The organism is Uliginosibacterium sediminicola, from assembly GCF_039631295.1.
Classification (GTDB): domain Bacteria; phylum Pseudomonadota; class Gammaproteobacteria; order Burkholderiales; family Rhodocyclaceae; genus Viridibacterium; species Viridibacterium sediminicola.
Map to the genome: position 1 here is coordinate 122,273 of NZ_JBDIVE010000010.1, position 18,364 is coordinate 140,636.

Annotated in this window: 22 protein-coding genes; 16 read left to right on the forward strand and 6 right to left on the reverse strand. The window is 64.0% G+C overall.

Annotation, left to right across the window (positions count from 1 at the left end; genetic code table 11):
* Positions 1–178: 178 nt before the first annotated feature.
* Positions 179–2,110, forward strand: a complete 1,932-nt coding sequence (locus ABDB84_RS16590; RefSeq protein WP_345920878.1) for a YhgE/Pip family protein — start codon at positions 179–181, stop codon at positions 2,108–2,110.
* 277 nt (positions 2,111–2,387) lie between these two features.
* On the opposite strand, the gene ABDB84_RS16595 is transcribed toward ABDB84_RS16590, so the two are convergent.
* The 4 genes from ABDB84_RS16595 to ABDB84_RS16610 all read right to left on the reverse strand — a co-directional run bounded on the left by ABDB84_RS16595 (position 2,388) and on the right by ABDB84_RS16610 (position 5,547).
* Positions 2,388–2,717 carry a Rieske 2Fe-2S domain-containing protein gene (locus ABDB84_RS16595; RefSeq protein ID WP_345920879.1) on the reverse strand — a complete coding sequence of 110 codons (330 nt, stop codon included), beginning with the start codon at positions 2,715–2,717 and terminating at the stop codon, positions 2,388–2,390.
* 73 nt (positions 2,718–2,790) lie between these two features.
* Positions 2,791–3,333, reverse strand: coding sequence for a flavodoxin (locus ABDB84_RS16600; protein ID WP_345920880.1), 543 nt, complete (start codon positions 3,331–3,333; stop codon positions 2,791–2,793).
* 62 nt (positions 3,334–3,395) lie between these two features.
* The gene (locus ABDB84_RS16605) at positions 3,396–5,099 is read right to left on the reverse strand and encodes an AAA family ATPase (protein ID WP_345920881.1); all 1,704 of its coding nucleotides are present in this window, start codon (positions 5,097–5,099) and stop codon (positions 3,396–3,398) included.
* A 22-nt stretch (positions 5,100–5,121) separates the two neighbouring features.
* Positions 5,122–5,547 carry a response regulator gene (locus tag ABDB84_RS16610; protein ID WP_345920882.1) on the reverse strand — a complete coding sequence of 142 codons (426 nt, stop codon included), beginning with the start codon at positions 5,545–5,547 and terminating at the stop codon, positions 5,122–5,124.
* Between the two features lie 338 nt (positions 5,548–5,885).
* Between ABDB84_RS16610 and ABDB84_RS16615 the strand changes: the two genes are divergently transcribed.
* The 9 genes from ABDB84_RS16615 (at position 5,886) to ABDB84_RS16655 (ending at position 11,908) form a co-directional block, all read left to right on the forward strand.
* Complete coding sequence (locus ABDB84_RS16615; RefSeq protein ID WP_345920883.1) at positions 5,886–6,203, forward strand: hypothetical protein; 318 nt, start codon at positions 5,886–5,888, stop codon at positions 6,201–6,203.
* Positions 6,204–6,635: 432 nt separating this feature from the next.
* Positions 6,636–8,030, forward strand: a complete 1,395-nt coding sequence (gene nifE / locus ABDB84_RS16620) for a nitrogenase iron-molybdenum cofactor biosynthesis protein NifE (RefSeq protein ID WP_345920884.1) — start codon at positions 6,636–6,638, stop codon at positions 8,028–8,030.
* A 10-nt stretch (positions 8,031–8,040) separates the two neighbouring features.
* Positions 8,041–8,187, forward strand: coding sequence for a hypothetical protein (locus ABDB84_RS16625; RefSeq protein WP_345920885.1), 147 nt, complete (start codon positions 8,041–8,043; stop codon positions 8,185–8,187).
* The gene (nifN, locus tag ABDB84_RS16630; protein WP_345920886.1) at positions 8,175–9,617 is read left to right on the forward strand and encodes a nitrogenase iron-molybdenum cofactor biosynthesis protein NifN; all 1,443 of its coding nucleotides are present in this window, start codon (positions 8,175–8,177) and stop codon (positions 9,615–9,617) included. The genes ABDB84_RS16625 and nifN overlap by 13 nt, the downstream gene beginning before the upstream one ends.
* A 9-nt stretch (positions 9,618–9,626) precedes the next feature.
* Entirely contained in the window at positions 9,627–10,037 is a 411-nt protein-coding gene (gene nifX / locus ABDB84_RS16635) for a nitrogen fixation protein NifX (RefSeq protein ID WP_345920887.1), read from the forward strand.
* Positions 10,030–10,518 (forward strand): NifX-associated nitrogen fixation protein, encoded by a 489-nt coding sequence (locus ABDB84_RS16640; protein WP_345920888.1) that lies wholly within the window; start codon positions 10,030–10,032, stop codon positions 10,516–10,518. The genes nifX and ABDB84_RS16640 overlap by 8 nt, the downstream gene beginning before the upstream one ends.
* 50 nt (positions 10,519–10,568) lie before the next feature.
* A complete protein-coding gene (locus ABDB84_RS16645) occupies positions 10,569–10,766 on the forward strand; it encodes a CCE_0567 family metalloprotein (protein WP_345920889.1) in 198 nt (65 codons plus the stop codon).
* Positions 10,767–10,938: 172 nt separating this feature from the next.
* Positions 10,939–11,247 (forward strand): ferredoxin III, nif-specific, encoded by a 309-nt coding sequence (gene fdxB, locus ABDB84_RS16650; protein WP_345920890.1) that lies wholly within the window; start codon positions 10,939–10,941, stop codon positions 11,245–11,247.
* Positions 11,248–11,278: 31 nt separating this feature from the next.
* Positions 11,279–11,908, forward strand: a complete 630-nt coding sequence (locus tag ABDB84_RS16655; RefSeq protein ID WP_345920891.1) for a nitrogen fixation protein NifQ — start codon at positions 11,279–11,281, stop codon at positions 11,906–11,908.
* Positions 11,909–11,989: 81 nt separating this feature from the next.
* Here the strand turns inward: ABDB84_RS16655 and ABDB84_RS16660 are convergent, their stop codons facing one another.
* Entirely contained in the window at positions 11,990–12,229 is a 240-nt protein-coding gene (locus ABDB84_RS16660) for an FmdB family zinc ribbon protein (RefSeq protein ID WP_345920892.1), read from the reverse strand.
* A 68-nt stretch (positions 12,230–12,297) separates the two neighbouring features.
* Entirely contained in the window at positions 12,298–12,726 is a 429-nt protein-coding gene (locus tag ABDB84_RS16665) for a TOBE domain-containing protein (RefSeq protein WP_345920893.1), read from the reverse strand.
* Between the two features lie 233 nt (positions 12,727–12,959).
* On the opposite strand from ABDB84_RS16665, the gene ABDB84_RS16670 reads away from it, so the two are divergent.
* The 6 genes from ABDB84_RS16670 to ABDB84_RS16695 all read left to right on the forward strand — a co-directional run bounded on the left by ABDB84_RS16670 (position 12,960) and on the right by ABDB84_RS16695 (position 18,190).
* On the forward strand, positions 12,960–13,799 hold the full coding sequence (locus ABDB84_RS16670; protein WP_345920894.1) for a TOBE domain-containing protein: 840 nt from the start codon (positions 12,960–12,962) through the stop codon (positions 13,797–13,799).
* 25 nt (positions 13,800–13,824) lie between these two features.
* On the forward strand, positions 13,825–14,580 hold the full coding sequence (modA, locus tag ABDB84_RS16675) for a molybdate ABC transporter substrate-binding protein (protein ID WP_345920895.1): 756 nt from the start codon (positions 13,825–13,827) through the stop codon (positions 14,578–14,580).
* A 15-nt stretch (positions 14,581–14,595) separates the two neighbouring features.
* A complete protein-coding gene (gene modB, locus ABDB84_RS16680) occupies positions 14,596–15,267 on the forward strand; it encodes a molybdate ABC transporter permease subunit (RefSeq protein WP_345920896.1) in 672 nt (223 codons plus the stop codon).
* On the forward strand, positions 15,245–16,360 hold the full coding sequence (gene modC, locus ABDB84_RS16685) for a molybdenum ABC transporter ATP-binding protein (RefSeq protein ID WP_345920897.1): 1,116 nt from the start codon (positions 15,245–15,247) through the stop codon (positions 16,358–16,360). The genes modB and modC overlap by 23 nt, the downstream gene beginning before the upstream one ends.
* 171 nt (positions 16,361–16,531) lie before the next feature.
* Positions 16,532–17,344, forward strand: coding sequence for an amino acid kinase family protein (locus ABDB84_RS16690; protein WP_345920898.1), 813 nt, complete (start codon positions 16,532–16,534; stop codon positions 17,342–17,344).
* A 12-nt stretch (positions 17,345–17,356) separates the two neighbouring features.
* Positions 17,357–18,190, forward strand: a complete 834-nt coding sequence (locus tag ABDB84_RS16695; protein ID WP_345920899.1) for an amino acid kinase family protein — start codon at positions 17,357–17,359, stop codon at positions 18,188–18,190.
* Positions 18,191–18,364 lie beyond the last annotated feature (174 nt).

The following is an 18,364-nucleotide window of genomic DNA, read 5'->3' on the forward strand; positions in this document are numbered from 1 at the left end:
CTAATATGCGCATCACGCAAGCGCCCATCAGGGCGGCGCTCTTGTCACAGCGCCGGCGCTAGAATGGCGCGCTGCGTGTTGGCGGAGCCTGATGGCTGCGCGGACATGTTGAGCGCCGCTGGGGCTCTGGCCTTGCGCGGATCGAAACCACTCCTTTGCACGACCCGAATCGAGGCCTATGAAGCTGTTTCGCCAGGCATTCACGCTCGCCCGCATCGAGGCCAGCTACTTGTGTCGTCATGCCCGCCTGCTGGTCGCCGCTCTGGTGGTGGTCTTGGTGCCGGCAGTCTATGCGTGGATCTATCTGGCCAGCGTGTGGGACCCGACGGCGCGCACCAATGCGCTGGCGGTCGGTTTGATCAATCTGGATCAGGGCATTGCCTATCACGAGCTGCAGTTCAATATCGGCCGCGAAGTGGTGGCCGAGCTCAAGAGCGGGCAGCGCTTCAACTACATCGAATATCAGGACGAGGCGCAGATTCGTCGCGATGTACGCCTCGGTCGCCTGAGCTTTGCGCTGATCATTCCGCATGATCTGAGCGCACAGGCGGTGCCGGGCACCGAAGCGGGCGCCGGCAAGCCGGTGATCTACGCGGCCGAGGGCAATAACTACGAAGCCGGTGCGATTGCGCAGCGTTTCGCCGAGACCTTGGGCGAGCGCATCAACACCAGTCTCAACGAGCGACGCTGGGCCCTGGTCTTGTCCAGCGAAGTGGGCTCTGAGCGCGGCGTGGCGCAGCTGCGGCGCGCGGTCGATGCGCTCGACAAGGGCGCACATGAATTGCGTAGCGGCGCGCACCGCGCCGAGCATGGCGCCGAGCAGTTGCTCGGCGGTGCCGAACGCGTGGCCGAGGGCGAGCAGCAGCTCAGTGCGGGCATGCGCCAGCTGAGCAATGGCTTGCGCAGCATCGACGCGCAACGACCGCATCGCAGCGAGCTGGCCCGTCTGGAGAGCGGCGCCGCAGCCTTGACCGCAGGCCATGCCGAGCTGGGCGAAGGGCTCGGCGAACTGCAGCACGGTTCAGCCAAGTTGCGCGAGGGCACACAGAAATATCGCGACAAGCTGGCCGACAGCCTGTTTGTGCCGGAGGCCCTGAGCACGCCGGCGGAGCAACTGGCCGACGGCGCGCAGAAGCTCGACAGCGGCATCGCGAGCGCACGCACGGCGCAGCAGAAGCTGGCGGAGGGCTTTGGCAGCTTCAACAACGGTGTGCTGAGCCTCGCCAATGGCACACGCAGCGTGTTTGGTGCGATCCATGGCGCCGTCGGCAAGCTGCCTGAGGAAAAGGATCTGGATGCGCTCGACAAGGGCACGGGCGAGCTGGCGCAGGGCGTCAAGCGCTTGTCCGACGGTAATCACCGCCTCGCAACGGGCGCCGATCAGCTGGCCTTCGGGATCGACCAGCTGGCGCACGCCTTGCCGGCCAGCCTCAGCAAGCCTGATGGCAGCCCGCGCGGTCTGGCCAATTCGATCGAGCCGCGCGTCGAGCGCTACGCCGCGGTCGAGAACAGCGGCAGCGGCTTTGCACCGAACATGCTGCCGGCGGCGCTGTGGTTAGGCTGCGGGGTGGTGATCTTCCTGCTCCACGTGCGCATCCTGCCGCGCGAGGCCGAGTCATTCAGCTTGCCGGCGCGCCTGCTCGGCAAGATGCTGCTGCCCGGAACCCTGGTGCTGGCGCAAACGCTCTGCCTGTTGTTTACCGCCTTGTTCGTGTTGCACATCCATGTGGTCGACATTCCGGCCTTCGTGCTGGTGCTGAGCGTCTCGGCGCTGACCTTCCTGTGCATCATCTTCGCGCTGGCCAAGGGCTTTGGCGACGCCGGCAAGGGTGCCGCGATGATTCTGCTGGCTTTGCAGTTGTCATCCTCCGGCGGGGTGATGCCGGTCGAGCTGAGCGGCTGGCTGTTCAAGGACATCAGCCCCTGGTTGCCGCTGACCTGGTCAGTCAAGGCGATCAAGGCCAGCATGTTTGGCGCCTTCGAAGGCGCCTGGCAGCAGCCTTTGTGCTACGTCGTGCTGTTCGCGCTGGGGGCTTTGCTGCTCGCCGCCTGCGTCGGGCGCTGGCGCCTGGTCAGTCACGACACCATGCGGCCCTCGGTGGAGTTCTAGGGCGTGTTCACATTCACCCGGCGGATTGCGTTGAAGTGCAGGGCTTGCCAGACAAGGCGTGCGACACAGTGCAGGGTGGCCCCCCTGCACAAGGAGCGCAACGCAGTATGGCGAGCCCTGCACTTCAACCCTCCGGGCGGGTACTGAATTGGCCGCAGCACAGCGTTGCAGCTCCTCGTCAGGGGGGCCACCCTGACAGCGTCGCTGCGCCTTGTTCTGCGCCCAATTCAGTACCCGCGCAACCGCCGCGTGAATGTGAACACGCCCTAGGCGCGCTTCAGTCTTCGTCGGCGCTGTCATCGTCCAGGTCAATCTCGATCATCTCGCCATTGATCTGGATCGGGTACTCAACCATTTCGCAGCCGCTCGGCGACAGTCCTTCGCCGCTGTGGCCATCAAACACCCAGCCGTGCGCCGGGCAGATCAGCGTGCTGCCGTTGAAAATGCCCTGGGCGAGCGATACGCCCTCGTGCGGGCAGCGTGCATTGAAGGCACGCGGGCGTCCGCCCTCGGGCCAGATGATCACGATCTCGGTGTTGTCCACCATCGCCGGCACCAGCTCGCTGGGACTCAGCAGGGTTTTCTTGCAGAGGGTCTGGTAGGCCATGTCAGCGGTGCTCGCGAGCGGGTGTGTGTGGGGCGCCTTCTCCCGGTCGCGGGAGAAGGCAGCGGGTGTGCGCTCAGAGCGGCAGGCCGAATTCCGGCGCAATCAGCTTGAGCCAGCCATCAAGGCGCTCGGTGGTGAGCTCGGGCTGGATGTCGTTGTCGATGGCCAGACCGACGAACTTGTCATCGATCACCGATTGCGAGGTCTCGAAGTTGTAGCCATCGGTCGGCCAGGCGCCGACGATCTTGGCTCCGGCATCCTTGAAGAAGTCGTAGAGCAGGACCATGCCGTCGACGAACTCATGGCCGTAGGTGTCCTGATCGCCGAGGCCGAAGATCGCCACCGTCTTGCCGGCGAAGCTGGTGCCCTTGAACTTTTCGATCGCTTCGGCCCAGCTCTCTTCGTCACACTCGGCTTCGATGCCGGGCAGCAGGCCGTCGCCCAGCGTCGGTGTGCCGAGAATCAGGAAGTCGTACTTGAGCAGGTCTTCGACCGTTGCCTTGTTGATGTTGACGGCGTCCGCCATGGTGTCGTCGTCGAAGCGTTTCTTGATCTGCTTGGCGATCTTGCGCGTGCTGCCGCTGTTGGTTCCGAAGAAGAGGCCGATGCGTGCCATGGTGTGTCCTTAATGAAGTGTGGTGGAAAAATGTTGGGGAAGTCTTGTTATGTGCAATGCATTCACGCCGCCAGCTCGTGTGCCTGATCCATGCCACGGAAAATGGCACAGCGTTTGAACACCTCCAGCGAAGCCTGACAGCCCTTGTGCTGGCAGTACTTGGCGGCAAGCTTGGAGAGGCCCTTGATGTCGCGCCCGGTGGCGGCGGGAAACAAGGCGGTGAGCTGATCGACCAGCGCGCTGTCGAGCGCCAGACCGAACTGATCGCCCATCACCTGCCAGATGCGGCGGCGGGCAGCTTCGTCGGGCGGGTAATACTTGATCATCGCGATGCAGCGCGAGACGATGGCTTCGTCGATGTCATCCACACGATTGGTGGTGAGGAACAGCAGGCCGTTGAAGTATTCGAGCACGCGCAGGAATACACCGACCACCGCATTCATGGTGATGTTGTCGTCACGGCGCTTGATGTAGACGTCGGCCTCGTCGATCAGCATCACCGCGCCCCAGCGCTGCGCACGCGTCAATACGTCTTTCAGCGCCGTCTCCATTGCCGCGACGTTGAGACCCAGCTGACCCGAGTGCACGCGGTAGAGCGGGCGCTTGATGATCTCCGAATAGACCTCGGCAGTGAGCGTCTTGCCGACACCGGCCGGGCCTGCACAGAGCACCGTGGTGCCGCCCGATTTGCCGGCGACGATGTCGTCCATCAGCACGTCCATCTCGGCCGTGAGGATGTCGATGAGGTCGGTCTGTTCCGGCGGCAGCACCAGCTTTTGCTTGAGCTCGGGCTGATAGACATAGGGCTTCATGTCATCGACGTGCACCCACAGATAGTGGTGCAAGTCGAGGTGGAACATCAGGATGTAGGCGTGGATCGGCAGCTGCGAAAACAGGCCGGCCGGAATCTCCGCTTGCGAGGCAATCGCCTCGTCTTCGCTCTCGTAGCGATTGCTCTTGGCCGCCTTGCGCAGATAGGGGCCAAGGATGTCGCCGGGCGCATCAAGGGTCAGCGTGCGGCTGGTAAGGATGCTTTCATCATTGACCAGGCGGGCGCTGCCGCCGCTGGCCGAGAGCACGATCACATCCTTGCGCGTCCAGTCATTATCGTGATGGGTCGCGTTGGGATCGCCCGAGTAGAAGCCGGTGCCGCTGCCCGAGAACTGCTCGCCATAGCGCGCGCGCCAGTCGAAATAGCGCTCGATGGTGCGGTCGTACTGGGCGATGAGTTCCGGCGTTTCCTTCAGGTAGCCTTTGGCGGCGAAGATCTCGCCGACCGTCTTGCCCGCCGCGTCGCTGGCGTAAATGCGCATCACCCGCGTGGTCAGCGTGCCCTTGGCATTGCCCTTGAGCTCGATGAAGACCTTGCCGGTCTCGTCATTGGCGGGCGGCGTGTAGTCCAGACGCGTCACCACGTAGGGCAGGGGCCGCGTAGTCATGTCGGCGGTGAACAGCCAGCCACGGATGGCGTTTGTCGCCAGGTAACGGGCAATCGCCGGCACCACGCTTTCGAGCTGATCGGCACCGAAGCGCGGGCCTTCAGCATCGAGTGCCTGGCGTAGGGTGGCCAGGTGCGCAGCGCGCTCCTGCATCGCCGGGCCGGCGTCGGCGTAGAGCTTGCCGAGAAAATCCAGCGCCGCGCCGGAGAGCTGCTGCAGGTGGATTTCCACCTTGTCGGAAAACAGCAGCTGCTCGCCCACCGGGCTCAGCTCGGTAAAAGCGCCGATCAGCGATTCGGCATAGGGGCGTTCGATGGTGAGTTTCATGGCCGCGCTTCCCGTTCCGCGCTCAGCGCACGACCACCGGGATTTCGAGGGCTGCGCGGCGGCCGATCTGCGCATCGACCTTGCGGCGCACGTTCTCCAGCTTGAGCGGGCGCAGCAGGGTACTGGCGGCGCCGAGCGACAGCGCTTCCTTGACCAGGGGCTCGTCGGCATCAAAGCAGACGATCAGGATGCGCACATCGGCAATGCTGTTCTTGAACTGCGTGACGACCGCTGCACCCTCGGCTTCGATCACGCTGAGGCCGAGCAGGATCAGCTCCGGCGGCGTGCCGGCGGCCTTGGCCAGCGCTTCGCCAGCGCTCATCAGCACATGCGTTTCCATCTCGTCCGCGAGCATGAACTGCAGCGCGGTACTGACCACATCATCATTGTCCACCACGAAGACGCGCTTGTTCTCGACCGCGCGCTGGCTATCCACACCGATTTGCATGATCAGTCCCTTCTCTCTGTTGCAAGGCACGTACTTGTTCGACGTTCGCGCTCCGTGTCCGTCTTGCTGCGGAAACCTCCGGGCTCAAACAGCTTGAGCAAGCTCCGTTCCCATGCCGGACAAGGCCGATTCATCGGGCTTTGCGCGGATTTGCGTGGTACGGCGCGCGCGATCGCGTCGCATTTGTCGTGTGCCATGTCTGTTTTGTCGCAGTGCAGCGCATCGTGGTGCGCGCTGCATCCCGACATGACGCGCAAATTGCCCGCCGTGACGCCACTTGGCAGCGCACGGCACGGGATCTGCTACGTGCCCCACACCAACCCTGTCAGGAGCACGAGATGAGTACGACTTTCATCAGGACCACCAGTGACGGCCGCAGGATCGAGGTCATCGACGGCAAAGTCTGTCTGGACGGCCGCCCCGAAGCCAGCGAGCTGGTCTCGCTCGACGAGCATCCGAATCGTCAGGCCATTGCCCGCGCCGTGCCGGGTGCCACACACGTCGCAGGGCGTCTGGTATTCACGCTCGAAGAGGCGCACATGGTTAACGACGCGATGAGCGAAGCCAAGCGCGAGCTTGATCTCTCGCCGGTGGCGATCAATCGGCGTTTGCAAGAAGTCATGTTCCACCGCGCCAAGATGGAAGGCGTCGAGTGATTTTCGTCGAAATGGGCGCGATGCTTTGTCGACCTTGCTTGCCGTGCAATTGCACTGTCAGAGCAAGGTCTTCGCGCCTCGCACCCATTGCGACGGAAATCGGCAGTCGTGGTGCACTGTCTCGCGTCGTCTTCGCGCCTCGCGGCGAATCCGGCCGGAATCGGCTGTGCTTGGCAAGGTCTTCGCGCCTCGCGCCCATTGCGACGGAAATCGGCGCTGTGCCGGATGTGTCTCGCGTCGTCTTCGCGCTGCGCGGCGAATCCAAACGGCAGCGCTTCAGTTGCCGGCCAAACCCGACAAAGCCTTGTCACAAAGACGCCATGCGAATGCGCACGGATCGACGCGAATTTTGCAGGTGATTGATTGAAATAATAAATTTAGCTTGGCATCAATCCTGCTGAGGGGTGATGTCAGCCGACAGAGAGGTGTGCCATGGATGCTCGAGTTTCCGCCAAGATTCAGGATGTGTTCGAAGAGCCCGCCTGCGAGCACAACCAGAACAAAAGCGCCAAGGAAAAGAAGAAGGGCTGCACCAAGCAGCTCTCGCCGGGCGCGGCTGCGGGTGGTTGTGCGTTTGATGGCGCCAAGGTTGCGCTGCAGCCCATCGTCGATGTCGCCCACCTCGTGCATGGCCCGATTGCCTGCGAGGGTAATTCCTGGGACAACCGCAATTCCACCTCGTCCGGCTCGCAGCTCTACCGCACCGGTTTCACGACTGACATCAATGAACTGGATGTCATCTACGGTGGCGAGAAGCGTCTGTTCAAGTCGGTCAAGGAAATCGTCGAGAAGTACAACCCGCCGGCTGTTTTCGTTTATCAGACCTGCGTCACGGCGCTGATCGGTGACGACATCGAGGCGGTCTGCAAGAAGGCGACCGAGAAGTTCGGCACGCCGGTGATTCCGGTGAACTCCCCCGGCTTCGTCGGCCCCAAGAACCTCGGCAACAAGCTGGGCGCCGAAGCGCTGCTCGATTACGTCATCGGCACCGCCGAGCCCGAATACACCACGCCCTACGACATCAACATCATCGGCGAGTACAACCTCTCCGGCGAGCTGTGGCAGATCAAGCCCTTGCTCGACGCGCTGGGCATCCGCATCCTGTCATGCATTTCGGGTGACGGACGTTACAAGGAAGTGGCTTACTCGCATCGCGCCAAGGCTTCGATGATGGTGTGCTCCAAGTCGATGATCAACATCGCGCGCAAGATGGAAGAGCGCTACGACATTCCCTTCTTCGAGGGCTCGTTCTACGGCATTGGCGACATGAGCGAGACCCTGCGCGAAATTGCCCGCCTGCTCATCGAGCGCGGCGCGCCGGCCGAGCTCAAGGACCGCACCGAGGCGCTGATCGCCATCGAAGAGAAGCGCGCTTTTGATCGCATCGCCGCCTATCGCCCGCGCCTGGAAGGAAAGAAAGTCCTGCTGATCACCGGCGGCGTGAAGAGCTGGTCGGTGGTCGCGGCGCTGCAGGAAGCCGGGCTGGAAATCGTCGGCACCAGCGTCAAGAAGTCGACCAAGGAAGACAAAGAAAAGATCAAGGAATTGATGGGGCAAGACGCCCACATGATCGACGACATGACGCCGCGCGAGATGTACGCGATGCTCAAGGACGCCAAGGCCGACATCATGCTCTCCGGCGGCCGCAGCCAGTTCATCGCGCTCAAGGCCAAGATGCCCTGGCTGGACATCAACCAGGAACGCCACCACGCCTACGCCGGTTACGAGGGCATGGTCGACCTCGTGCGCGAGATCGACAAGGCGCTCTACAACCCGATCTGGGAACAGGTGCGCAAGCCCGCGCCCTGGGAAGTCGTGGCGGCCTGAGGACGATGCCATGAACATGCCGTTCTCTCATCTTGCAGGCAGTGTGCTGGTGGGCATCAGCCTGAGCTTCCTGTTCCTGCGCGTGGTCATCGAAGTCAAACGCGAGCTGCGCACGCCGCAGCCGGAAGCGAGTGGGGTGACGACATGGCAAAGCTGATCGAGCCGAAGAAGGCTTGCGCGGTCAATCCGCTGAAGATGAGCCAGCCGCTCGGCGCCTGTTACGCCTTCATGGGGCTCGACAACACCATGCCGATGATGCACGGCTCGCAAGGCTGTACCTCGTTCGGCCTGGTGCTGCTGGTGCGTCACTTCAAGGAAGCGATTCCGCTGCAGACCACGGCGATGAACGAAGTGAGCACCATCCTCGGCGGCTACGAGAACATCGAGCAGGCTGTGCTCAACATCAAGAAGCGCGCCAATCCCGCGATCATCGCGATTGCTTCGACCGGCCTCACCGAAACCAAGGGTGACGATGTCGACGGCTATCTCAAGACCATCCATCGCAAGCATGGCGAGACGCTTGGCGAGACCAAGATCGTCTATGTGTCGACGCCGGACTACGTCGGTGCGTTTGAAGACGGCTGGGGCAAGGCTGTGCTGGCGGTGGTTGAAGCTTTCGCCGAACCGGCTAGCGAACGCAATGCGCGGCAGGTGAATCTGCTGCCCGGCTGTCATCTGACGCCGGCCGACATCGACGAGCTGCGCGAGATCATCGAATCCTTCGGCCTGCGCGCCGTGGTGCTGCCGGATATCTCCGGTTCGCTCGATGGGCACATCCCCGAGAATTTCACGCCGACCACGCTGGGCGGCACGACCCTGGCCGATCTCAAGAGCATGGGCGCCTCGCTCGCCACCCTGGCCATCGGCACGCAGATGAGCGCCGCCGCCACGGCGCTGGAAGATCGCACCGGCGTGCCGTTCAAAGTCTTCGAGCGCCTCACCGGGCTGGCCTCGGTCGATGCCTTCGTGCAATACCTTGCCGAGGTGTCGGGGCAGCCGGTCGCCAACAAGTATCGCCGTCAGCGCGGCCAGCTGCAGGACGCCATGCTCGACGCGCACTTCTGGGTTGGCGGCAAGAAATTCGCCATCGGCGCCGAGCCCGATTTGCTCAACGCGCTGACCTGGACCGCCTACGAGATGGGCGCCGAAGTGCTGGCTGCGGTGACCACCACGCAGTCCTCGGTGATTGCCGGCCTGCCCTGCGAAGAAGTGATTCTCGGCGATCTCGAAGACCTCGAAATGCGCGCCAAAGCCACCGGCTGCGAAGTGCTGGTGACGCATTCGCACGGCCGCCAGAGCGCGCAGCGCCTGGGCATTCCGCTGCTGCGCACGGGTTTGCCGATGTTCGACCGGCTCGGTGCTTCGCACACCTTGCTGGTGGGGTATCGCGGGACGCGGGAACTGATCACACAGTGGGCCAATACATTCCTTGAAGCCGAGCATGTGGCCACGCCACAAGACTGGCCATTGCCTGCAGAGAGCCTCGCCGCCGCACGCGGCGAGTCCGGCGAAGCCGCAGCCTGCGGTACGGGTTGTGGTTGTGGCGGCAGCGCTCCGGGCGAGCCGCAGGAAATCCATTTCACATAGGAGCAGATCATGAAGATCGCTTTTGCCACGCAAGACAAGCAGCGCGTCGACGCACACTTTGGCTGGGCCAAGTGCATTGCCGTGTATGAGATCAGCAAGGACGGTTACAGCTTTGTCGAGAACTTCGAGTTCGGCGGCAAGCTCGACGAGGACGGCGACGAAGACAAGCTCGCGCCCAAGCTCGACGCGATCAAGGACGTGGCCATCGTGTACGTGGCGGCCATCGGTGGTTCGGCTGCGGCGCGTGTCGTCGCCAGCAAGATCCACCCGATCAAGGTCAGCCAGCCCGAGCCCATTCTCGACATTCTCGACAAGCTGCAGGAAGTGCTCAAAGGTACGCCGCCCCCGTGGCTGCGCAAGGCGATCCTCAAGGATGAGGCGCGTGATCTGGATTTCGAAGACGAGGTGGAAAATGGTTGATACCGTGGCTGAACAAGAAGCGTTGTCCGCAGAGGACCTTGCCGCGCTGGAGACGCCCTTCATGAAGGAGCTGATCAAGCAGTGGCGCGCGCAGGACACGCATGGCACCTGGGAAGGCAAGAGCGACGTCAAGCTGCTCCATCCCTACATCCTGACCGCCGAGGCGCGTCGCGCCCTGCCGATCATGGGTGACCCGGACCCCGAAACCCTGTGGCGCATCGAGCTGTTCTTCAACGCCGTCGGCCTCACCATCGAGCGTACGACGGGCGTGATGGTGACGCCGATGATGAAGATGTCGCACGAAGGTTTCGGCCGTCAGGTGCTGATCGCCGGTCGCCTGATCGCGGTGAACAAGCAGCTGCGCGACGCCCACCGTTTCGGCTTCCCGACCCTGGCCAAGCTCGCCGAAGGCGGCACCAAGTTCGTCGAAGAGGGCGTCGGCATGGTCGAGAAGTTCAAGGAAGTGGCGACCTGGGGTTGATATGCCCCTCTCCCCACGGGGAGGGGGGAGCAGAAGACAGGAGTAAGAAAATGGAAGATCTTGAAACCCTCAAGACCAAAGTGAAGAAGCTCAACGCGCAAGCCACGCAGGCCAAGATGGATCTGCATGACCTGTCCGAAGAGTTGCCGACCAACTGGGAGAACATCCTGGAAGTCGCACAGAAGGCATTTGATTCGCATAAGGCCTTGATGGCCGCGCGCAAGGAATTGGCGGCAGCGACAGCCTGATCGGCCGCGCTGTACGCATCTGCGTAGCAAGAACGATTGCCCCGGCTTCCCCTCCTCCGGCCGGGGCAATCACCCCGATTGTGTGCCGCCTACGGCCGGCGCAATCGCCCAGCGAGGACGTTCGCGCCGGACAGTACGGGTCCGGGCACGATTTGAAGCAGAGGTATGCATCATGGCTACATTTTCCGTCACCCTGCCCAGCGGTGAAGTCTGGACGCCCAAGTTCGTCGCCGATCTGAATCAGGAAACCTGTATCGGCTGTGCGCGCTGCGTCAAGGTATGCGCCAACAATGTGCTGGCCCTGGCCGGCATGACCGAGGACGGCGAGCTGATCCGCGTCGACCCCGAGAACGACGATGACGACGACGAATACGAACGCAAGGTGATGACCATCGCCACCCAGGCCAACTGTATCGGCTGCCAGGCCTGCTCCAAGGTTTGCCCGAAGAAGTGCTACACCCACGCACCGGCTGAAGTCTGAGCGGCGCGCTGCCCAAGCGAAGGAGAGTGTCATGCAACTGGCCGAAGCCCTCATCGCTGATCATCCCGGCGCACACGTTCCGCCGCCCCTGCCGCCGGCGAGCGCCGCCGGCTTGCGTGACGCCTTGCTGGCCCTGGCGCCGCGCCCGGCCTATGGCGTGAGCCTGGCGTTGGCCGGGGTGGTCGCTGCCAGCTGGGCGCGCCGTGGCCCGCAGTACCTGCCGCTCTACGGCCTGGATGAAGCGGCGACCTGCCAGCTGCTCGACACCCACTTCCCCGGCGCGAGCACCGCGCTGCTGCACAGCAGCTTGCAGGAACCGCTGGAATTCAGCGAGGCGCTGGAGCTCGACGACCTGGTCACCCTGCTGGTCGATCACCGCACCATTGCAGATGAAGACAGTCGCGCCCTGGCCCACGCCATCGCCACCGCCTGCTTGAGCAGCGACCACCTCTGGCAGGACATGAACCTGCCCGCACGCAGCGTGCTGAGCGATCTGCTGCATGGCTTCTTCACCTCGCTGGCGGTGCGTAACCGGCAGGACATGAAGTGGAAGAAATTCCTCTACCTGCAGCTCTGCGAGCGCGCCGAGATCCGCGTCTGCAAATCCCCCAGCTGCGGCGTGTGCACCGACTACACCTTGTGCTTCGGACCCGAAGTCTGAGCCCGCGAATCCGCATCGCCCGCAGTCTGGCTCCAGTGATTGCCGCGCGAGCCTTGCGCGCGGCGCAAAGCCAAAGCCTGCTCAACCCTTGAGCAGGCTTTTGCGTTCTTTGGCCGAGAAGTTGCTGAAGTGCCCTTCCTTGGCCGCCGCACGGCGTGCGTTGGCGATGATGGCCTTGCTCTGCCCCGGCGCGGCGGGCAGGGACAGCAGTTTGTCGATCTGCGTGCTACCGCAATGCGGGCAGCTCGGCGTGTCGTTACCGCGCACCAGCAGCTCACTGGTTTTGTCGCAAAGCTGACAATGAAAGTCGAATAAAGGCATCAGATTCCCCGTGCATTGAGACACGAGGAGACTCCTGCAAGATCGGTGCCGGGCGCTGGCGCCCGCCCTCAGTCACGCACGCCGAGGATCACGTGGCTGGCCTTGATCAGCGCGCTGGCCGGCTTGCCGGGGGCGAGGCCCAGTTCGGCGACCGCCTCGTTGGTGATGACGGCGTGCACCTCGCTGCCGCCGGGCAGGCGGATGCTGACTTCGCTGTTGATGGCGCCGTGCTGGATCGCGCTGACCGTGCCACCGAGGCGGTTGCGTGCCGAAAAGCGGATCGGCGCATCTTCACCGAGCACCATTACCCAGGGCGCCTTGACGATGGCGACGGCCGGCTTGCCAACTGCCAGCCCCAGGCTGGTCACACTGTTGCGGGTGACAATCGCGACAATCGTGTCGCCGCCGCCGATGTCGAGGCTCACTTCGACATTGACCGCGCCAAGCGTCAGCTCTCTGACCTGACCTTCGAAGATGTTGCGCGCACTGACTTTCATGATCGGCTTCCTGGGCGGGTTCGCTGTGGGCGAGGGCTTGCGGTGCATCAGCGCCGCTTCGCTATGTATATGGCACTATAGATGGTACGACAGCTCGTAGTACTTGTCCGCAAAGTACTGAAAGTCCAGTTCTGTTGCTCAAAGCTACTCATAAAGCGGATTGCCGAACAAATTGGCCCGCTTAGTGCTTTAGATCGGGCATCCGTTATATACATTCAGATATTGATATAAACATGACAAAAAGCGCCAAGCGCAGCAGCGAACCCACGGGCCCACGCCTGGTCAGCAAGCTGGAAGTGTCCACCGAGTTCGGCAATTTCCTCGGCGATACCCGCATCCGCCTGCTGGAGGCAATTGCCGAGCATGGTTCCATCTCGCAAGCCGCGCGCCATGTGCCGCTGTCGTACAAAGCCGCCTGGGATGCTGTCGATGCGATGAACAATCTGGCCCAGCAGCCCCTGGTCGAGCGCCTCACCGGCGGCCGTCAGGGCGGCGGTACGACGCTCACCGAATACGGCCGGCGCGTCATCGCCATGTATCGCGCGGTGGAGCAGGAATACCAGCTGGCGCTGGACCGCCTGTCGCAGCAACTGGGCGCCGAGGCCGGCAGCGCGCAGCAGTTCCAGCAGCTGTTGCGGCGCATGAATCTGCGCACCAGTGCCCGCAACCAGTTCGCCTGCACCGTGGTGGGGCTGCGCGAGGGCGATGTCGACTACGAAGTCTATCTGCGCCTCGACAATGCCATCGAACTGGTGGCGATCATCACCCGCGACTCGGCCGAGCAGCTGGAGCTTACCATCGGCACCGAGGTGTTTGCCCTGGTCAAGGCTTCGTCGGTGTTGCTGATGACCGAGCGCGGCCTGCGCACCAGTGCGCGCAACCATCTGTGGGGCACGGTCAGCCGCGTGCATGAAGGCCCCGTCAATTCCGAAGTGGTGATCGATCTGGGCGGCGGCAAGAGCGTCACCGCCGTCGTCACCACCGAGAGTGTCGCCAATCTGGGCGTCGAAGTCGGCAAGCCGGCTTGCGCCGTCATCAAATCTTCCAACCTCATTCTCAGCGTTGTCGGCTGAGCCCATTGCTGCAAGGAGCGTCGTCATGAAATCTGCATGTGTTTCGCGTGTATTGCTTGGTTTGCTGTTGAGTGTGTCGCTGGCGGCACGGGCGGCGGATGTTCAGGTCGCCGTGGCGGCCAACTTCGCCGGCCCGTTCGAGAAGATCGCTGCCGACTTCGCCGCGGAAACCGGCCACAAGGCGATTGTCGCCGTCGGCTCGACCGGCAAGTTCTACTCGCAGATCAAGGCCGGCGCGCCCTTCGAGATCCTGCTGGCGGCCGATGACGAAACGCCCAAGAAGATCGTTAGCGAAGGAGATGGCGTGGCCGGCAGCCAATTCACCTACGCCCGCGGCAAGCTGGTGCTGTGGAGTGCCAAGCCCGGCGTGGTGGACGACAAGGGCGCGGTACTCACCAAGCCGGAGATCGCCCACATCGCGATCTGCGATCCCAAGCTGGCGCCCTACGGCCTCGCCGCCGAACAAGCGCTCAAGGCCAGCAAGCTGTATGACACGCTCAAGCCCAAGTTCGTGACCGCCGAGAGCATCAGCCAGGCCTACCAGTTCACCGCCAGCGGCAATGCCGAGATCGGCTTCATCGCGCTGTCGCAGGTCGCCGTGCCAGGCAAGCCGCAAGCGGGCTCGTACTGGGTGGTGCCGGCCAATCTCTATTCGCCGATCCAGCAGGACGCCGTGTTGCTCAAGAAGGGCGAGGCCAATCCGGCCGCCGTGGCCCTGCTCAAGTTCCTCAAGGGCGACAAGGCGCGTGCGCTGATCAAGTCCTACGGCTACGAGCTCTGAGGCGGGATTGCAGCGATGCCTGATGTCGACCTCTCCTCCGTCACGCTGACGCTCAAGCTCTCGGCGGTCACGGTGTTCATCCTGCTGCTGATCGGCACGCCGATCGCCTGGTGGCTGGCGCATACGCGGTCGCGCTTCAAGGGGCCGATTGGCGCGGTGGTGGCTTTGCCGCTGGTGTTGCCGCCCACCGTGCTGGGTTTCTACCTGCTGGTCCTGCTCGGGCCGCAGGGCCCGGTGGGCAAGCTGATGCAGGCGCTGGGCCTGGGCCTGCTGCCCTTCACCTTTGCCGGCCTGGTAGTCGCCTCGGTGCTGTATTCGATGCCCTTTGTCGTGCAGCCGCTGCAGAACGCTTTCGAAGCCATCGGCCCGCGTCCGCTGGAGGTCGCCGCCAGCTTGCGCGCCGGCCCCTGGGACCGTTTCCTCAGCGTTGCCGTGCCGCTGGCGCGGCCGGGCTTCATCACCGCCGCAGTGCTCGGCTTCGCGCACACCGTCGGTGAGTTCGGCCTGGTGCTGATGATCGGCGGCAATATTCCGGGCAAGACGCGCGTCATCTCGGTCGATATCTACAACCACGTCGAAGCACTCGAATACGCCCAGGCGCACTGGCTGGCCGGTGGCCTGCTGGTATTTGCCTTTGCCGTCCTGCTGATTCTCTATTCCTTCAATGCAAAGACTCGATCCTTCTGAGCTGGCGGGCTACGTGCAGGCCCGCTTCGCCGTGCATCACAGCGACTTCTCCCTGCAGCTGGCGATGCAGCTGCCGGCGCGTGGCGTCACCGCCTTGTTCGGCCGCTCCGGCTCGGGCAAGACCACCGCCTTGCGCGCCATAGCCGGGCTGCAGCGCCCGCAGGATGCCTTCATCGCCATCGCGGGCGAAGTCTGGCAGGACGATGCACAAGGCATCTTCGTGCCGGTGCACAAGCGTGCCCTCGGCTACGTGTTCCAGGAAGCCAGCCTGTTTCCGCATCTCGATGTGCGCGCCAATCTGCGCTACGGCATGCAGCGTGTGCCGCAGGCGCAGCAGCGCGTCGGCTGGGACATGGCGGTCGAGCTGCTGGGCATCGGCCATCTGCTGGCGCGCCGCCCCGACCAGCTCTCCGGCGGCGAGCGCCAGCGCGTGGCCATCGCCCGTGCGCTGCTGACCAGCCCGCGCCTGCTGCTGATGGACGAACCCCTGTCGGCGCTGGACGCGATCAGCAAGGACGCCATCCTGCCCTACCTCGAACGCCTGCACGACGAGCTGTCGATTCCGGTGCTCTACGTCAGCCACTCCATCGACGAAGTGGCGCGTCTGGCCGACCACATCGTGCTGCTCGAAAAAGGCCAGCTGCGCGCCAGCGGCCCGCTGCGCGAAGTGTTCACCCGGCTCGATCTGCAAAGCGCCTTCGTCGACGACCTGGGCACCGTGATCGACGCCAAGGTGGTGGCGCACGACCACGACTACAGCCTCAGCCGGCTCGAATTCCCCGGCGGCGCCTTGCTCGTCGGCGGCCTCACGCATGCCCTCGGCGATCGGGTGCGCGCCCGTGTGCTGGCGCGCGACGTGAGTCTGGCGGTCGAGGCGCCGGGCGCATCGAGCATTCTCAATGTGCTCGCCGCCCGCGTGCTCGAAGTGCGTGACGACGGCCCCGACAAGGTCAATGTGCGCCTGCTGCTGGGCGAGGAGGGCGCCGGCACCGTACTTATCTCGCGCATCACGCGCCGCTCGCGCGACCAGCTTGGCCTGCAGCTGGGCCAGTCGGTGTTCGCCCAGGTCAAGAGCGTGGCCCTGGTGACCTGATGTGAGCTGATCCCGCGTTATGTAGCGCGCTACATCGCCCGGATCGTTCCGATGCCATGTGCGTAGCGAGCTGCGGTTGAATCTATACATCGCTTCCCCCTAAGCTCGAAGCCACTCTGCGGGCCGCGACGCGTGGTCGGGCAGGGGATTGATTTCGACGAGAGGTAAGGCATGGCACACACCACAGCGGAGCTTGAACAGCTCCTCATGCAGCGCTCCCTGACCGACGAGCAACTGCAGGCCGCAGCGGGCGAGGCGGCGGATTTCCGCATCCTGCCCGCCGTCACGGTCATCAAGATCGGCGGTCAGAGCGTCATCGACCGTGGCCGCGCTGCGGTCTATCCCCTGGTCGATGAAATCGTCGCCGCACGCCAGACGCACAAGCTGCTGATCGGCACCGGTGCCGGCACCCGCGCACGACACCTGTATTCGATTGCCGCCGGGCTCGGCCTGCCCGCCGGCGTGCTGGCGCAACTGGGCGCCTCGGTCGCCGACCAGAACGCCGCCATGCTCGGTCAGCTGCTCGCCAAGCACGGCATCTGCGCGGTCGATGGCGCCGGCCTGTCGGCCGTGCCGCTGTTCCTCAACGAAGTGAATGCCGCCATCTTCAGCGGCATGCCGCCCTACAAGCTGTGGATGCGTTCGCCGGCCGAAGGCGTGATTCCGCCGTATCGCACCGATGCCGGCTGCTTCCTGCTCGCCGAGCAATTCGGCTGCAAGGCGATGATCTACGTGAAAGACGAAGACGGCCTGTTTAGCGCCAACCCGAAGACCGACAAAACCGCCCAGTTCATCCCGCAGATCTCGGTCAGCGAAACGAAAGCCAAGGGCCTGCAGGACTCGATCCTCGAATTCCCGGTGCTCGATCTGCTGCAAGCGGCGCAGCACGTGCGCCAGGTCCAGGTCATCAATGGCCTGGTCCCCGGCAATCTGACGCGTGCGCTTGCGGGCGAACACGTCGGCACCATCATCACGGCAAACTGAGGGCTCATCGTCATGGCAGATACCAGCAACACCATCAAGCACGTCGCCTCGCCACTCGCGCGCCAGACCCTGCAGAACCGCGACCTCACCCGCCCGGTGGCCGGCGTTCAGCCGATCCGCCTGCTGCCCTGGCTGCAGGTCGTCAAGATCGGCGGGCGCTCGATCATGGACCGCGGCGCAGAAGCCATCCTGCCCATCGTCGACGAACTGCGCAAACTGCTGCCCGAGCACCGCCTGCTGATCCTCACCGGCGCCGGCATCCGCGCCCGCCACCTGTATGGCGTCGGGCTCGACCTCGGCTTGCCGGTCGGCTCGCTTGCCCCGCTTGCAGCGAGCGAAGCCGGGCAGAACGGCCACATCCTCGCCGCGCTGCTCGCTGCCGACGGCGTCTCCTACGTCGAACACCCGACCATCGCCAGCCAGCTCGCCATTCACCTCGCCGCCGCCCGCGCCGTGGTCGGCAGCGCCTTCCCGCCCTACCACCACCACGAGTTCCCGACCTCGCGCATCCCGCCACACCGCGCCGACACCGGCGCCTTCCTGCTCGCCGATGCCCTCGGCGCAGCCGGGCTGACCATCGTCGAAGACGTGGACGGCGTCTACGACCGTGACCCCAATGGTGCCGAAGGCGACCGCGCGCAGCTCCTGCGTGACACCAGCGTCGCCGAACTTAGCGCCCAGAGCGGCCCCTTGCCCTTCGACCGTGCCCTGCTCGAAGTCATGGCCACCGCCCGCCACATCGAACGCGTGCAAGTCATCAACGGCCTCGTCCCCGGCCGCCTCAGCGCCGCCCTGCGCGGCGAACACGTCGGCACCCTCGTCCGCACCGCCGCCCACCCGGCTTGAGCAGGCGCTCCGCTCGCCGGTGTTTGCCGGCGAGCGGGGGATGATGGCGCAAGGCCACATCCCTCCATTGCGGCGCCCGCCGTAAAAGACATTCCATTGACAAGTAATCGACATTTAGAATGACGGTGTGCTGGCTTGCGCAGTTGCCGACTAGGTCTGCTCTGGCGTGGGTTT

What these genes read in the sequence shown, in the direction of transcription:
- ABDB84_RS16670 (WP_345920894.1), top strand. Translation starts at nt 12,960, where the DNA reads ATGACAAAAAGCGCCAAGCGCAGCAGCGAACCCACGGGCCCACGCCTG.
- ABDB84_RS16605 (WP_345920881.1), bottom strand. Translation starts at nt 5,099, where the DNA reads ATGAAACTCACCATCGAACGCCCCTATGCCGAATCGCTGATCGGCGCT.
- ABDB84_RS16660 (WP_345920892.1), bottom strand. Translation starts at nt 12,229, where the DNA reads ATGCCTTTATTCGACTTTCATTGTCAGCTTTGCGACAAAACCAGTGAG.
- ABDB84_RS16640 (WP_345920888.1), top strand. Translation starts at nt 10,030, where the DNA reads ATGGTTGATACCGTGGCTGAACAAGAAGCGTTGTCCGCAGAGGACCTT.
- nifX (WP_345920887.1), top strand. Translation starts at nt 9,627, where the DNA reads ATGAAGATCGCTTTTGCCACGCAAGACAAGCAGCGCGTCGACGCACAC.
- ABDB84_RS16610 (WP_345920882.1), bottom strand. Translation starts at nt 5,547, where the DNA reads ATGCAAATCGGTGTGGATAGCCAGCGCGCGGTCGAGAACAAGCGCGTC.
- nifE (WP_345920884.1), top strand. Translation starts at nt 6,636, where the DNA reads ATGGATGCTCGAGTTTCCGCCAAGATTCAGGATGTGTTCGAAGAGCCC.
- ABDB84_RS16695 (WP_345920899.1), top strand. Translation starts at nt 17,357, where the DNA reads ATGGCAGATACCAGCAACACCATCAAGCACGTCGCCTCGCCACTCGCG.
- ABDB84_RS16600 (WP_345920880.1), bottom strand. Translation starts at nt 3,333, where the DNA reads ATGGCACGCATCGGCCTCTTCTTCGGAACCAACAGCGGCAGCACGCGC.
- modC (WP_345920897.1), top strand. Translation starts at nt 15,245, where the DNA reads ATGCAAAGACTCGATCCTTCTGAGCTGGCGGGCTACGTGCAGGCCCGC.
- fdxB (WP_345920890.1), top strand. Translation starts at nt 10,939, where the DNA reads ATGGCTACATTTTCCGTCACCCTGCCCAGCGGTGAAGTCTGGACGCCC.
- ABDB84_RS16690 (WP_345920898.1), top strand. Translation starts at nt 16,532, where the DNA reads ATGGCACACACCACAGCGGAGCTTGAACAGCTCCTCATGCAGCGCTCC.
- ABDB84_RS16625 (WP_345920885.1), top strand. Translation starts at nt 8,041, where the DNA reads ATGAACATGCCGTTCTCTCATCTTGCAGGCAGTGTGCTGGTGGGCATC.
- nifN (WP_345920886.1), top strand. Translation starts at nt 8,175, where the DNA reads ATGGCAAAGCTGATCGAGCCGAAGAAGGCTTGCGCGGTCAATCCGCTG.
- ABDB84_RS16590 (WP_345920878.1), top strand. Translation starts at nt 179, where the DNA reads ATGAAGCTGTTTCGCCAGGCATTCACGCTCGCCCGCATCGAGGCCAGC.
- ABDB84_RS16665 (WP_345920893.1), bottom strand. Translation starts at nt 12,726, where the DNA reads ATGAAAGTCAGTGCGCGCAACATCTTCGAAGGTCAGGTCAGAGAGCTG.
- ABDB84_RS16615 (WP_345920883.1), top strand. Translation starts at nt 5,886, where the DNA reads ATGAGTACGACTTTCATCAGGACCACCAGTGACGGCCGCAGGATCGAG.
- modB (WP_345920896.1), top strand. Translation starts at nt 14,596, where the DNA reads ATGCCTGATGTCGACCTCTCCTCCGTCACGCTGACGCTCAAGCTCTCG.
- ABDB84_RS16655 (WP_345920891.1), top strand. Translation starts at nt 11,279, where the DNA reads ATGCAACTGGCCGAAGCCCTCATCGCTGATCATCCCGGCGCACACGTT.
- modA (WP_345920895.1), top strand. Translation starts at nt 13,825, where the DNA reads ATGAAATCTGCATGTGTTTCGCGTGTATTGCTTGGTTTGCTGTTGAGT.
- ABDB84_RS16645 (WP_345920889.1), top strand. Translation starts at nt 10,569, where the DNA reads ATGGAAGATCTTGAAACCCTCAAGACCAAAGTGAAGAAGCTCAACGCG.
- ABDB84_RS16595 (WP_345920879.1), bottom strand. Translation starts at nt 2,717, where the DNA reads ATGGCCTACCAGACCCTCTGCAAGAAAACCCTGCTGAGTCCCAGCGAG.